Genomic DNA, 12,691 nt, shown 5'->3' with positions numbered 1-12,691 from the left:
TCAGATGTGGACCGCGACCTCGCCCTGCATGATCTTCGGCGGGTTGGGGAGCACGTGGCCCAGCCCGAGCTCGCCGATCAGCTTCGCGGCCGCGCGGGTCGACTCCTCGGCCCCGCTGCGGTCGGCGAACACGCTCACCGTGACGAGGCTGCGGCGGCCGGTGTCGACGAGGTAGTACGCGACGAAGCCCTCGATGCCGCGCATCAGCTCCCGCAGCCGCTCCTCATGCCCCCGGATCTGCTCGACGACGTCCTGGGCTCCGTCCTCGTAGTAGCGGACCGTCGTGTACACGGGAGTTCTCCCTCCTCGAAGCCGCCGAGCAGGCGGGCGTCGGGGAAGGATGAGCCCACGGACCCTCGTCCGGCACCCCTGAACGGGCGACAGCGGGCCGGTCGTCATCAGGACCCCGCGACCGCGGTGTCCCCGGCCTCGACCAGCGCGCTGACCCGCTCGAAGCCGGCGCGGATCATCGCGCCGTACCCGTCGTCGGGCAGGTCCGGCAGCCGCTCGCGGGCGGCGGCGAGGTGGTGGCGCGCCGCGGCGAGGTCGCCGAGGCGGCGGTGGACGTCGGCCAGGTTGAGGTGCAGCGACGGGTAGAACCCCGCCACGGCCAGCGAGGCGTGGTACTGCTGGGCGCGCTCGTCGGTGACCTCCTCGGCCGCCGCGAGCGCCCGCCGGTCCCAGGCCAGCTCGGCCGTGGGGTCGTCCTGCACGTCGGCGGCGAAGTGCGCGAGGACGACGCGGTGGAAGGGGTCGCCGTCGGCGCCGACCTCCTGCCAGATGGTCTCGAGCCCGGCGCGGGCGCCCGCCCGGTCGCCGGCGTGACCCTGCTCGATCGCGGCGGTGATGCGGGCCATCACCGGGTCGTGCGTCTCGTCGGCCATCGGCGCCTCCTCGGTCGTCGTGGACCGTAGGACGGGACACCGACAGCGGGGCAGGATGGCGCGGACCGCACCACGCTCGACAGGAGGCGTCGTGGCCCGACGGCGACGGCCGCCCGCCGAGACCGGGCGCGCCACCGTGCTCCACCCGCTCGTCGCCGAGGCCGCGCACCGGGTCGGCGCGGACGCGGTGGGGCTCGTCGACGTCGGCTGCTCGTCGGGATTCAACCTGCTCGTCGACCGCGTCGCCGTCACCTACAGCACCGGGCTCGTCGTGGGCGATCCGTCGTCGCCGGTGCAGCTCGAAGCCACGGTCGTGGGGGAGCGGCCGGTGCCGGGGCGGGCGGTGCCCGCGATCGTGGCGCGGGTCGGCGTGGACCGCGAGCCGGTGGACGTCACGGACCCGGACGACGTCGCGTGGTTGCGCGCCGGCGAGGCCGAGCAGCCGGAACGGCTCGACGCGGCGATCGCGCTGGCCGCCGCGGAGCCGCCGCTGCTCCTGCGCGGCGACCCGATCGACCTGCTGCCCGAGGCCGTCGGCCGGGTGCCCGCAGGCGCGCTGCCGATGGTCACGACGACGTGGGCGCTGGCGCGGTACTCGGTCGAGGCCCGGCTGCGGTTCCTGCAGCACCTCGACGCCGTGGGCGCGGGGCGGACGGTGGCGTGGGTGTCGGCGGAGGGCGTCGGGGTGGCGCCGGGGATTCCGACCATGGGCGACCGCCACGCCTCCGGGCACAGCGTCCTCGGCGTGGCCGTGCTCGAGCACCGGACGCTGCGCGCCGAGGCCGTCGGTCGGTGCTGGTCGCGGGGCCGGATGCTGTCGTGGTTGGTCGATGGCTGACGAGATCGCGCTGACGACGGACGAGCTCCGCGCCGTCACCGGCGACGCGGCCGCGTGCGCCGAGGTCGTGCTGGACCTCTACGAGTTCGCGCACCCCGACGACACCCGGCCGCGCGACGCGATCGACGCCGCGCGGGCGTTCGCGGCCGGCGGGCGCCGCGGGAAGGCGTTGCGGGACGCGGCCTGGGCGGCGCTGAAGGCCGCCGGCGAGGCGGACACGCCGGCCGCGGAGCACGCCGCCCGGGCGGCGATGGGCGCCGCGTCGGCTCCGTACCTGCACCCGTTGGCGAAGGCCACGCAGGTCCGGCACATCCTGGGCGCGGCCGCGCACGCCGCCCGGGCGACCGAGCTGGCGGCCGGCGACGAGGCAGGCGCCGTCCGGCTCGAGCGGGTCCGACGCGCCGTGACACCCCCGGTCGTCGACGTCCTCCGTCGCTATCCGCCGGCGCCGGCCGGCGGCGGGCGTGTGGGCGAGCTGCTCCGGGAGCTCGACGCCGCGGTGCGCCGCGAGCCCTAGGCTCGGGCGGCGTGGCGATCACGTCCGACGTGCACACCGTCGACGCCGGGGTCCTGACCACCGCCTACCTCGAGGACGGTCCCGTCGACGGCTGGCCGGTGGTGCTCGTGCACGGCTGAGGCGCGGCCGCCGATCACCGTCCCGGCGGTGACGCTGGACGGGGCGAGCGACACCCTCAAGCCCGGCGGCACCGCCGACCAGGCCGTCCTGTTCACCCCGCCACGAGCACCGGGTCGTCGACGCGGGCCACGCGCTGCCCTACGAGGCGCCGGACGCGTTCGCCGACGCCGTCCTCACCGTCCGGTCGTGGACCGCGTAGGGGTGGAGACCGGACTCACCACCCGGCGACGTGGCCACCGGCGCAGGCCGTTGCGACCATGGTCGCGTGCCCCGGCGATCGGGGCTCCTGGACGAGCGGCGCCGTACCCAGCCCACGACAAGACGGCGACTCTGCGAGGTCCGTCATGGCGTGGATCGTTCTCGTGCTGTCCGGGGTCATGGAGGCGGTCTGGGCGACCGCCCTCGGCAGGGCCGCCGGCTTCTCCCGTCTCGTGCCCTCGGTCGTCTTCGTCGTCGCGCTGGTGCTGAGCATGGCCGGGCTGGCGTGGGCGATGCGCACCCTGCCCACCGGCACCTCCTACGCGGTCTGGGTCGGCATCGGCGCGGCCCTGACCGTCGCCTACGCGATGATCACGGGACAGGAGTCGGTGAGCGTGCTCAAGGTGGTCTTCCTGCTGGCGATCGTCGGCGGTGTCGTGGGGCTCAAGGCGCTGCACTGACCTGCGCCGGCGCCTCGTCGGGCACCCAGCGCAGGACGTCGCCGGGCTGGCAGTCGAGGACCCGGCAGACGGCGTCGAGGGTCGTGAAGCGGACGGCCTTGGCGCGCCCGTTCTTGAGCACGGCGACGTTGGCCGGCGAGATGCCGACGGCCTCGGCGAACTCGGCGACCGACATCTTGCGGCGCGCGAGCATGACGTCGATGTCGACGACGATCATCAGACCACCTCGTCGAGCTCGCGACGCAGCCCCGTCGCGTTCGCCAGGAGCCCCCGCATGACCAGCATGAGCAGGGCGTAGGCGGCGCCGCCGACCGCGACCCCGCCACCGATGAGGACCATGCCGGGCGCGTCGTCGATCTCCCCGTAGTGCACGCACACCGTGGCGACGAGGAGGGCGGCGACGAGCCCGGCGACGGTCACGACGCGGACCCAGCGGAAGGCGGCGTCGTCGAAGATCGCGCCGCGGCGCACCATCGCCAGCAGCACCCACAGGGCCACGAGCCCGACCTCCAGGGCGGCGAGCGCGGCGACGCCGAGCACCGCGTAGAGCATCGCCACGCCCGACACCTCGCCCTCGAGGAGCCCGAGGACGACGGCCACGACGATCGCGACCTGACCGGCGAGCGCGCCGAGCGCGATGAGGACGAGGAGTGCCCGCAGGGCACCGATGACGACCGGACTCATGGCATCGATCTTCGATCGATACCTATCGAAAGTCAACAGATCACGCGTCGGCCAGCGCCCGCAGGACGATCACCACCGCCTCGGCGCCGGCGTCCCGGTGGCCGTGGGCGCGCTCGCCGAGGTAGCTCGACCGGCCCCGGCGCGGGGTCATGGTCGCGGTGGCCTCGGCGCCCTCGGCCGCGGCGTCGGCGGCGTCGGCCATCGAGCCGGAGGACGCGAGCGCGTCGGCGGCGGGGTAGAGGGCGTCGAGCAGGGTGCGGTCGCCGCGCCGGGCCCCGCCGAGGTCGGCGATGCCGTCCGCGGCGGCGCGCAGCGCCTCGTCCGGCGACCCGTCCGACTCGAGGTGCTCGGCCGCGTGCAGCAGCGCCGTGGCGAGCAGCGGCCCGGAGGTGCCGCCGATCGCGCGCCGCACGGCCGCCGCGACCATCCGCAGCGTGGCGACGGGGTCGTCGAGGTCGGTGGTGTCGAGGTCGTCCAGCACCGCGGTGGCGCCCCGGGACAGCGAGGTGCCGAGGTCGCCGTCGCCGGTCGCGGCGTCGAGCTCGGTGAGGTGGCCTTCGGCGTCGCGGACCGCCCGGCCGACCGCCTCCGCCGTGGCGCGCAGCCGCCCGGTCCCGTCGCCCGAGGTCGGGGTGGCCTCGCCCGGCACCTCGACCGACGGCACGGGCTCGGACGCCGGCCCCGAGAGCACACCGGAGCCCGACGGCCAGCCCGCCGAGCGCGCCGGGGCGTCGATGAGCGCGAGGCGGTCGTCGTCCACGGGCAGCAGCGCCACCGACACCCCGCCCATGTCGATCGACGAGAGGAACGTGCCCGACCAGCCCCGCTCGACGGTCACCCCCCGCTCGCCGAGGCCCTCGACGGCGCGGCGCAGCACGATCGAGAGCTCCATCGGTGGCGTGGCCCCGGTGCCGTTGACGAGGACGACGACGCGGTCGCCGGCGCCGATCCCGCGGTCGGCGCAGACGGTCTCGACCAGCTCGTCGACGAGATCGTCGGCGGGTCGCAGCGACTCGCGCCGCACGCCGGGCTCGCCGTGGATGCCCAGCCCGATCTCGATCTCCTCGTCGCCGAGCGAGAAGCCCGCCTCGCCGCCGGGCACGGTCGCCGGGGTCAGGGCGAGGCCCATGGTGCCCACCGCCGCGGCGGCGGCCCGCGCGGCCTCGGTGACCTCGTCGAGCGAGCGACCCGCGGCCGCCGCGGCGCCCGCCACCTTCGTCACGAGGACCGTCCCGGCCAGCCCTCGGCGCCCGGCGGTGACGTCGTCGTCGGCGTCGAGGGCGACGTCGTCGGCGACGGTGATCATGGCGCACTCCCGGCCCTCGGCCCGCGCGAGCTGCGCGGCCAGGCCGAAGTTGAGCCGGTCGCCGGTGTAGTTCATGACGACGAGCAGCGTCGGGTCGTCGACCGCGCGGATCGCGGCGAGCACGGCGTCCACCCCGGGCGACGCGAACACCTCGCCGCACACCGCGCCGTCGAGGTGCCCCGGCCCGACGTAGCCGGCGAAGGCCGGCTCGTGCCCCGAGCCGCCGCCGGACACGACCGCGACCCGCCCCCGTGTCCGGTCCCCGCGCACGAGGACGCGGTGGCCCTCCACCAGCGCGGCGCCCTCGGTCACCCGGGCCACGCCGGTGAGGGCCTCGGGGACGGCGTTCTCCGGCGCGTTGATCAGCTTCTTCACGCGGCCGGGCTTCCCGGCCGCCCGTCACCCCGAACGGCGGGGTGATCCGGTCGTCCCCGGACGACATTCACTCGATCAGAGGTAGAGGGTCCCTCCCTCGTCACGAGAGGAGCGCTCTATGGTGTCTCTCGCTGTGACGCCTGTGACTGATGGGACGGATGAGGTACATGCTCACTCCTCGGCAGCGCGTCATCCTGCGCCAGATCGTCAGCCCGCCCTACATCTATCGATGGGCCGGCCTGTTGACGACGATCGCGCTGATGACCGGCGTGACCGTCGTCGTGCTCAGTGACGTCGGCGCCCGCCAGGTCCTGGCGACCGGGCCGGCCCCCGCCGTCACCGCGTCCTCGGCCACGGGTGGGCGGCCCGCGCGACTCGCCGACGACGCGCCCGCCCGCGGCATGCCGGGCTTCGCCCGCCCCGCGATCACGTCGTCGTTGCTGACCGTCACCGACACCGGCACCGACCACCCGGCGGTGGCCCTGACCTTCGACGACGGGCCGACGCCGGAGTACACGCCGCAGGTGCTCGACCTCCTGGCGCAGTACGGCGCCAAGGCCACCTTCTGCATGATCGGCGACCAGGCGCTCGCCCACCCCGAGATCGTGCAGCGCGTGATCAACGAGGGCCACCGCCTCTGCGACCACACCATGACCCACGACGCGACCGTCGGCAGCAACGCCCAGGACCTCATGAGCCAGCAGCTGCAGCGCAGCCGGACCTCGTTGTCGGAGGTCGTGGCCCCGCCCGCGACCATCGACTACTTCCGCGCGCCGGAGGGCCGCTGGACGCCGCTGCTCGACGAGGTCGCCGCGCAGACCGGCATGCGCCCGCTCGGCTGGTCGGTGGACACGCTGGACTGGACCCAGCCCGGCAGCGGCGCCATCGTCGGCAGCGTGCAGCAGGGCGTGCACCCCGGCGCCGTCGTCCTGTTCCACGACGGCGGCGGCCCGCGCGAGCAGACGATCGAGGCCGTGCGCGAGCTCCTGCCCTGGCTGCAGGAGCAGGGCTACCAGTTCGTCATGCCGAGCTGACCCCGCCGGCGGCGGTCAGTGCTTGCGGACGACCGTCTCCACACCGCCCTCCCGCCAGGTGGTGACGTCCATGTGCTCGCCGACGGCCACGGACGCCGCACCCACGATGTCCGCGCGGAGGAACTGGTCGAACGCCTGGCCGCGCAGGTCGAGCCCGATCTCCTCGTAGACCGCCTCGGCGAAGCGCTGGTGGAGCGCCTCGTCGCGGACGTCCTCGACCCGTCCCCAGAGCTTCGCGTCGCCCTCGCTGACCCGCGTGTCCGTCGTGGCCGTGTGCAGGGCGAACCGCGGATCGGCCCGCAGGTCCGCGAACTTCGCCGTGTTCGGCATGCCGACCAGCCAGAGATCGCCCTCGAGGAACCGCGGCTCCATCGGGCTGATGCGGGGGAAGCCGTCGGGTCGCAGCGTGCCGAGCATGCAGAGGTACCCGGTGGCGGCGTGGCGGCGCGTGAAGACCTCGGCGATGCGGGGCGCGGCCGCGGCGAAGTCGGTCCAGAGAGCCATGCCGCGGACGGTAGGGCCGACCCCCGACAGTCAGGTCAGGCTGCGGACGTCGGCGACGTCGTACTCGGCGACGTCGGCCGCGAGCATCGCCGCGCCCTGCCCGTCGCTCGGGCCGCTGCCGCGGAAGGCCTCCACGGCCTCCTGCGAGCTCCACCGCTCGAGGACGGTGATGCGTCCGGGGTCGAGGAGGTCGGCGCTGATGGAGAAGTCGAGGCAGCCCTTCGCGGCGCGCGCCGCCTCGACCACGGCGACGCACCCCCGCAGGTAGGCGTCCCGCTGCGCGGGCTCGACCAGGAGGTGTCCGGCGACGATGACCACGAGTCGATCCTTCCGACGGAGTCATCGGTACGGTATCAGGACTCCGTCCAGGCGTCGCGCACGATGCGGTCCAGGCCGGAGCACGTCGCGACCCAGCCCAGCTCGTCGCGGGCACGGGCCGGGTCGACGGTGACCGCCCGCGCCTCGGGCGCCGGCGCGCGGTGGCGCACGGGCACCGGGCGGCCGGTGACGCGCCCCGCCGCGTCCAGGACCTCGCGCACCGCCACGGGCCGACCGCTGCCGACCGGCACCGCGCGGTGGGTCCCGGGCGTCGCGACGGCGAGGGCGGCGACCACGGCCCGCGCCGCGTCCGCGACGTGCACGAGGTCGCGCACCGCCGACCCGTCGCCGTTGACGACGAACGGGCCGCTGCGCCCCGCCGCCGCCGCGAGCACGGCCGGGACCAGGCGCGTGGGATCGCCGTCGCCCGGGCCCGCGACGTTGGCGAACCGCAGCGACACCGCCCCCACCGCGCCGGTCCGGGCGACGTCCCGCGCGGCGAGGTCCGCGGCGAGCTTCGCGGCGCCGTAGGGGTGCGGGGGCGGCCGGTCGTCGACGATGGCGGCGGTCGAGGCCAGCACGAGCCGCGCGCCGCGGGGCAGGGCGTCGAGCACGGCGAGCGTGCCGCCGAGGTTCGTCCGCCAGGTGCCGAGCGGGTCGGCGAGGGAGTCGCGGACCCGGACGACGGCCGCGAGGTGGCACACCGCGTCGACGTCGGCGAGCGCGGCGGCCACCTGGTCGGGGCTCTCCAGCGTCGCCGTGCGCACCTCGACCCCCGCGCCCACGGGCCGACCGCGGGTGACGCCCACGACGTCGTGACCGGCGCTGACCAGCGCGGACACCGCCGCGCGTCCGAGGAAGCCGCTCGCGCCCGTCACCGCCACCCGCACACCCGGCAGCCTGGCAGACGCGCCCGACCCTCGAAGTGAGGCTCGCCTTACTCGATCGCGCACCCTAGTGTCGTCCCCGGTAGCCCTGCGACACCGGAGGCGGACCGTGAGCGAGCACCAGCCCTTCTCCCAGACCCTGCGCCGTGCCACCGCCGCCGCCCACGAGCGCGCGCACCACTCGACCTACATGGACGCCCTGCTCGGCGGGCGCCTCGCCCTCGACGACTACGCGACGCTCGTCGTCCAGTACTGGCACGTGTACTCGGCGCTCGAGGACGGCGCCGACCGGCTGCGCGACCACCCCGTCGTCGGCGGCTTCGCCGTCGACGCCCTGCGTCGGCGCGACGCCATCGCCACCGACCTCGCGTTCCTCCGCGGCCCCGGCTGGGCCGACGACCTCGCCCCGCTGCCCGCCACCGCCGCCTACGCCGACCGCATCCGCGCGACCGTCGACGACTGGCCGGGCGGCTGGGTCGCCCACCACTACACGCGCTACCTCGGCGACCTCGCCGGCGGGCAGGCGGTGCGCGGGCTGCTGCGGCGCACCTACGGCGTGACCGAGGACGGCGCGCGCTTCTACGACTTCGCCGCCCTCGGCCCCGTGCCGCCCTTCCGCACCCGCTACCGGGCGCTGCTCGACGCCGCCGCGTGGGACGACGTCGAGCGCGCCCGGATCGCCGAGGAGGCGTGCCACGCCTTCGAGCTCAACATCGCGATGCTCGCCGACCTGGCCGGCACGGTGCCCCCGGAGGACCTCGCCGCCTGAGCCGCTACACCCGCCGGGCCACCGCCAGCCACGCCGGCAGGTCGACGTGCCCGCCGACGGGCACGCGCAGCATCTCGGCCTGCTCGGCGTCGGGCACCCGCCCGCGATAGGTGCTCGCGCGCAGCTCCTCGAGCGTCCAGCCCGGGCGGCTGAACGCGGCGCGGATCTGGTCGTCGGTCACCTCGGGGCCGAACGCCGGCCCGGGCGCGAGCCCCAGCAGCACCACCCGGCCGCCGTCGACCACCACGTCGCGCAGGGCGTCGGCGTACCGGCCCTGGTCGTCGGCGTCGAAGATGTGGAACAGCGCGCTGTCGAGGACGGTGTCGAAGCCGTGCAGGCCGTCGGGGTGCAGGGCGTCGGCCTCGACGAAGGTGGCCTCGACACCGCGGGCCGCCGCGACCGCCCGTGCCCGGTCGAGCGCGGCCGGCGCGGAGTCGGCCCCGACGACGGCGTAGCCGCGGGCGGCGAGCAGGACGGTGTGCTCGCCGGTGCCGCACCCGAGGTCGAGCACCCGGCCGCGCAGCAGGCCCTCGGCCTCGGCGGCGACGATCGCCGGCTGGGGCTCGCCGATGACCCACGGCGGCTCGCCGGTGAGGTAGGCGTCCTGGAAGCGGGACGGTGCTGGTGTGCTCATGGCGGCCTCCGGGCTCGTGTCGTCGGCGTGATCACCGATGCGACCGAGCCTCGGTCCTCGACCTCGGTGGAGGTCAAGGACCCGGCCCGCCGGGACCTCAGTCGTGGGCGACGAACATCGTCACGCCACCGGTCGCGAAGTTCGGGACGTCGCCCGCCGCGGCCTGGCCCGCCTCGCCGCTCATGCCGGCCTGCAGGTCCTCCAGCGAGTCGAAGGCCAGCTCGGCGATGAGGTAGTACGGCGGCGGGTTCTCGTCGAGCGACGAGCAGTGCCGGTAGGTGAACGACCGGATGCCGGGGATGGGCTCCACCAGCGGCACGTGGGTCTTCTCGTAGTACTCGTCGAACGCGGCGGGGTCGGTCGGGTGGCCGTAGAGGACGGTGACGATGTGCACCGGATCACCCCACCACGAACGGCGGCCCCGGAGCCAGGACCGGATGCGGAGGTCGTGGCGCCGGGGCCGTCGTGGGGGAGCGGGGAGATCAGCCGCGCGCGTGCTTCTCGATCACCGCGCCGAGACCCGGGAGGGCCTCGATGACGTTCTCCTGCGCCTTCGGGCGCAGCTTGCCGTAGATCGACGTGATCGCCGCGCGGCTGCTGCGCTCCGCGCGCCGGTCGGTGACCGCCAGCAGGGCCTCGGAGGCCTCCTGCGGGCGGGTGCCGAGGAAGGTGCCGAAGTCGCCGGCGGCCTCGGTCGAGTAGGTGGCCCAGAAGGGCTCGAGCTGGTCGACGAACTCGTCGAGCATCTTGTCGATCGCCTCGGGCACGATGCCCGGCTTGACCTTCTTGAGGGCGCCGTAGCCCGTCTTGACGATGCCGCCGGACAGGCCGCTCTTGTTCGCGACCTCGGCGTCGACGAGGCCGTTGAGGTCCTCGACGACCGCACCGCGGCGGTCGGAGTCGAGAAGGCGTGCCTTGAGCGTCTCGGCCATCGGTGTCCTTCCTCGTGGAGCAGGGGAGCGGCGCCGACCGTACGGGAGGCGCGGGGAGGGATCTCCGGCAGGGCCGGGTGAACCACATCGGTGTGGTTCACCGGCCAGGTGTGCCCCGCCGGGCGCGGCGGGCACCACGGCTCGCGCCCCGGACCGACCGGGACCCGACCGACACGACCGAGGAGCCGCCCGTGTCCGCGTCCACCACCCGTGATCGCCTCGACGCCGCCCTGGACGGCGTCTCGTTCCCCGCCGACCGCGACACGCTCGTCGAGGCCGCCCGTCGCCGCGACGACGAGCAGACGGCCCGTGCCCTGCGCGCGATCCCGCCGGTGGAGTACGGCAGCCCGAAGGACGTCGTCGCCTCGGTGTCGCTCGCCGAGGACGACCACCCCGACGAGATCCCGCCCGAGGCGCGCTGACGCAGCGCCCGCCGAGACGACCGAAGGGCCCCATCGCTCGACCAGGTCGAGCGAGGGGGCCCTTCGGTCGTTCCGGGGGCGGGGTGGCCTAGCGGGTGACCACGTGCCGCTCGTCGGGGACGCAGTGGGTCATGACCAGACCCTCGACGTCGCGGCGCCCGTTGGCGCCGAGGTTGGCCAGGCGCTGCTGGTCCTCGTCGGAGAGCGTCTGGCTCTCCAGCGGCTCGAGGTGGGCGACGTCGGAGGCCTTGATGCCCAGGCCCTCGCCGACCCGCGAGCCCAGCTCGTCCTCGACCATGAAGAAGTGCCAGACCATGCGCTCCTGCACGTCGCGCTCGCACTGGCCGAGCAGGGTGACGAAGTTGGCCACCAGGTCGTCGCGCTCCCAGTCCTCGGAGAGCAGGTAGCGCTGGCCGGCCTGCTTGTAGTCCTGGGTGAGCGGGATCCGCTTGCGGGTGAGCCGGCCCTCGATGACCGGGCCCTGCTCGTCGTGCTGCGGGTACTGCGCCTCCCGCAGGCCACCGTGGATCGACGGCTCGTAGTTGACGTGCGGGTTCGTGCCCGGGACGTGGTCGACGTAGTACTCCATCTGCCCGTCACGCTGGTTGGTGGCCACCCGGGCGTTCTTCGCCTGGTTGACCGGCAGCTGCAGGTAGTTGGGCCCCACGCGGTAGCGCTGGGTGTCGGAGTACGAGAACGTCCGGCCCACCAGCATCTTGTCGTCGGAGAAGTCCAGGCCGTCGACCAGCACGCCGGTGCCGAACGCGATCTGCTCGTTCTCCGCGAACTGGTTGACGACGTTGCGGTCGAGCACCATCCGGCCGACCGGCTTGGCCGGGAAGTCGTTCTCCGGCCAGGTCTTGGTGTCGTCGAGCGGGTCGAAGTCGAGCTCCGGGTGCTCACCGTCGGCCATCATCTGGACGCGCAGCTCCCACTCGGGGTAGTCGCCGTTCTCGATGGCCTCGTAGAGGTCCTTGGTCGCGTGCCCGAGCTCGTGCGCCTGGACGTTGGCGGCGTCCTCCTCGGTCATCGAGCGCACGCCCTGGGTCGGGATCCAGTGGTACTTGACCAGCACCGACTCGCCCTGGTCGTTGAGCCACTTGTAGGTGTTGACGCCGAAGCCCTGCATGTGGCGGTAGTCCGACGGGATACCGCGCGGGCTGAACAGGTTCATGAGCATGTGCATGCTCTCCGGCGTCTGCGACATGAAGTCGAAGATCCGGTTCGGCTCCTGCCGGAACGTCACGGGGTCCGGCTTGAGCGCGTGGATCACGTCGGGGAACTTGATGGCGTCGCGGATGAAGAAGACCGCGAGATTGTTGCCGACGAGGTCCCAGTTGCCGTCCTCGGTGTAGAACTTCACCGCGAAACCGCGGGGGTCGCGGGCGCACTCGGAGGAGTCGCGGCCGCCGATGACGCTGGAGAACCGGACGGCGACGTCGGTGCGCTTGCCCTGCTCGGCGAAGAGCTTCGCGCGCGTGTACTGCCCGATCGGCTCGTCGCCCCAGGTGCCGTAGGACTCGAAGTAGCCGTACGAGAGCGCGCCGCGGGCGTGCACGACGCGCTCGGGGATCCGCTCGCGGTCGAAGTGGCTGATCTTCTCGAGGAACTGGTAGTTCTCGAGCGTCGCCGGCCCCCGCGCGCCGACCGTGCGCTGGTTCTGGTTGTCGTAGACCGGGTGGCCCTGCCGGTTGGTCAGCACCGCGCGGTCGTCACCCGGCGCCGGACCCTTGCTGGACACGTCGGTCATGGAGGAGCTCCTCGTGGTGGGATGGCGCGAACCATCGGGGCCTACCCGACGTTCCGTC

Annotated in this window: 18 protein-coding genes and 1 riboswitch; of the genes, 6 read left to right on the top strand and 12 right to left on the bottom strand. The window is 74.4% G+C overall.

The window, feature by feature from the left end; translation table 11 throughout:
• Both PGB27_RS23055 and PGB27_RS23050 read right to left on the bottom strand, forming a co-directional pair.
• Entirely contained in the window at positions 1 to 291 is a 291-nt protein-coding gene (locus tag PGB27_RS23055; protein WP_274202763.1) for a hypothetical protein, read from the bottom strand.
• A gap of 107 nt (positions 292 to 398) precedes the next feature.
• Complete coding sequence (locus PGB27_RS23050) at positions 399 to 884, bottom strand: hypothetical protein (protein ID WP_274202762.1); 486 nt, start codon at positions 882 to 884, stop codon at positions 399 to 401.
• Between the two features lie 91 nt (positions 885 to 975).
• Here PGB27_RS23050 and PGB27_RS23045 point away from each other — a divergent pair, with 91 nt between their 5' ends.
• The 3 genes from PGB27_RS23045 (at position 976) to PGB27_RS23035 (ending at position 3,018) form a co-directional block, all read left to right on the top strand.
• On the top strand, positions 976 to 1,722 hold the full coding sequence (locus PGB27_RS23045; protein WP_274202761.1) for a DUF2332 domain-containing protein: 747 nt from the start codon (positions 976 to 978) through the stop codon (positions 1,720 to 1,722).
• Entirely contained in the window at positions 1,715 to 2,239 is a 525-nt protein-coding gene (locus PGB27_RS23040) for a putative immunity protein (protein WP_274202760.1), read from the top strand. The genes PGB27_RS23045 and PGB27_RS23040 overlap by 8 nt, the downstream gene beginning before the upstream one ends.
• 383 nt (positions 2,240 to 2,622) lie before the next feature.
• Positions 2,623 to 2,690: riboswitch (guanidine-III (ykkC-III) riboswitch) on the top strand.
• Between the two features lie 13 nt (positions 2,691 to 2,703).
• Positions 2,704 to 3,018 carry a DMT family transporter gene (locus PGB27_RS23035; protein WP_274202759.1) on the top strand — a complete coding sequence of 105 codons (315 nt, stop codon included), beginning with the start codon at positions 2,704 to 2,706 and terminating at the stop codon, positions 3,016 to 3,018.
• On the opposite strand, the gene PGB27_RS23030 is transcribed toward PGB27_RS23035, so the two are convergent.
• The 3 genes from PGB27_RS23030 to PGB27_RS23020 are packed head-to-tail and all read right to left on the bottom strand — an operon-like array spanning position 3,002 to position 5,383.
• Positions 3,002 to 3,238 (bottom strand): helix-turn-helix domain-containing protein, encoded by a 237-nt coding sequence (locus PGB27_RS23030; RefSeq protein WP_274202830.1) that lies wholly within the window; start codon positions 3,236 to 3,238, stop codon positions 3,002 to 3,004. The two genes, PGB27_RS23035 and PGB27_RS23030, sit on opposite strands and share 17 nt — an antisense overlap.
• On the bottom strand, positions 3,235 to 3,702 hold the full coding sequence (locus PGB27_RS23025; RefSeq protein ID WP_274202758.1) for a DUF2975 domain-containing protein: 468 nt from the start codon (positions 3,700 to 3,702) through the stop codon (positions 3,235 to 3,237). Before PGB27_RS23025 ends, PGB27_RS23030 begins: the two co-directional genes overlap by 4 nt.
• Positions 3,703 to 3,742: 40 nt before the next feature.
• Positions 3,743 to 5,383, bottom strand: coding sequence for a dihydroxyacetone kinase family protein (locus PGB27_RS23020; protein ID WP_274202757.1), 1,641 nt, complete (start codon positions 5,381 to 5,383; stop codon positions 3,743 to 3,745).
• Positions 5,384 to 5,550: 167 nt separating this feature from the next.
• Between PGB27_RS23020 and PGB27_RS23015 the strand changes: the two genes are divergently transcribed.
• Complete coding sequence (locus PGB27_RS23015) at positions 5,551 to 6,417, top strand: polysaccharide deacetylase family protein (protein ID WP_274202756.1); 867 nt, start codon at positions 5,551 to 5,553, stop codon at positions 6,415 to 6,417.
• A gap of 15 nt (positions 6,418 to 6,432) precedes the next feature.
• Here the strand turns inward: PGB27_RS23015 and PGB27_RS23010 are convergent, their stop codons facing one another.
• The 3 genes from PGB27_RS23010 to PGB27_RS23000 are packed head-to-tail and all read right to left on the bottom strand — an operon-like array spanning position 6,433 to position 8,129.
• Positions 6,433 to 6,921: a pyridoxamine 5'-phosphate oxidase family protein gene (locus PGB27_RS23010; RefSeq protein ID WP_274202755.1), complete on the bottom strand. Its 489-nt coding sequence runs from the start codon at positions 6,919 to 6,921 to the stop codon at positions 6,433 to 6,435.
• 30 nt (positions 6,922 to 6,951) lie between these two features.
• Positions 6,952 to 7,239 (bottom strand): putative quinol monooxygenase, encoded by a 288-nt coding sequence (locus tag PGB27_RS23005; protein WP_274202754.1) that lies wholly within the window; start codon positions 7,237 to 7,239, stop codon positions 6,952 to 6,954.
• Positions 7,240 to 7,274: 35 nt separating this feature from the next.
• Positions 7,275 to 8,129 (bottom strand): NAD-dependent epimerase/dehydratase family protein, encoded by an 855-nt coding sequence (locus tag PGB27_RS23000; RefSeq protein WP_274202753.1) that lies wholly within the window; start codon positions 8,127 to 8,129, stop codon positions 7,275 to 7,277.
• Between the two features lie 106 nt (positions 8,130 to 8,235).
• Here PGB27_RS23000 and PGB27_RS22995 point away from each other — a divergent pair, with 106 nt between their 5' ends.
• Complete coding sequence (locus tag PGB27_RS22995; protein WP_274202752.1) at positions 8,236 to 8,895, top strand: biliverdin-producing heme oxygenase; 660 nt, start codon at positions 8,236 to 8,238, stop codon at positions 8,893 to 8,895.
• 4 nt (positions 8,896 to 8,899) lie between these two features.
• Here the strand turns inward: PGB27_RS22995 and PGB27_RS22990 are convergent, their stop codons facing one another.
• The 3 genes from PGB27_RS22990 to PGB27_RS22980 all read right to left on the bottom strand — a co-directional run bounded on the left by PGB27_RS22990 (position 8,900) and on the right by PGB27_RS22980 (position 10,461).
• Complete coding sequence (locus tag PGB27_RS22990; protein WP_274202751.1) at positions 8,900 to 9,529, bottom strand: class I SAM-dependent methyltransferase; 630 nt, start codon at positions 9,527 to 9,529, stop codon at positions 8,900 to 8,902.
• A gap of 97 nt (positions 9,530 to 9,626) precedes the next feature.
• Positions 9,627 to 9,923 (bottom strand): EthD family reductase, encoded by a 297-nt coding sequence (locus tag PGB27_RS22985; RefSeq protein ID WP_274202750.1) that lies wholly within the window; start codon positions 9,921 to 9,923, stop codon positions 9,627 to 9,629.
• Between the two features lie 88 nt (positions 9,924 to 10,011).
• Positions 10,012 to 10,461, bottom strand: a complete 450-nt coding sequence (locus PGB27_RS22980; RefSeq protein ID WP_274202749.1) for a DUF6918 family protein — start codon at positions 10,459 to 10,461, stop codon at positions 10,012 to 10,014.
• 191 nt (positions 10,462 to 10,652) lie between these two features.
• Between PGB27_RS22980 and PGB27_RS22975 the strand changes: the two genes are divergently transcribed.
• The gene (locus PGB27_RS22975) at positions 10,653 to 10,883 is read left to right on the top strand and encodes a DUF2795 domain-containing protein (RefSeq protein ID WP_274202748.1); all 231 of its coding nucleotides are present in this window, start codon (positions 10,653 to 10,655) and stop codon (positions 10,881 to 10,883) included.
• Between the two features lie 88 nt (positions 10,884 to 10,971).
• Here PGB27_RS22975 and PGB27_RS22970 read toward each other — a convergent pair whose 3' ends face one another.
• A complete protein-coding gene (locus PGB27_RS22970; RefSeq protein WP_274202747.1) occupies positions 10,972 to 12,633 on the bottom strand; it encodes a catalase in 1,662 nt (553 codons plus the stop codon).
• Positions 12,634 to 12,691 lie beyond the last annotated feature (58 nt).

Source organism: Actinomycetospora lemnae (genome assembly GCF_028737315.1).
GTDB lineage: Bacteria > Actinomycetota > Actinomycetes > Mycobacteriales > Pseudonocardiaceae > Actinomycetospora > Actinomycetospora lemnae.
Note: the sequence above shows the minus strand (reverse complement) of the source record. Positions and strands in the feature narration are given on the sequence as shown.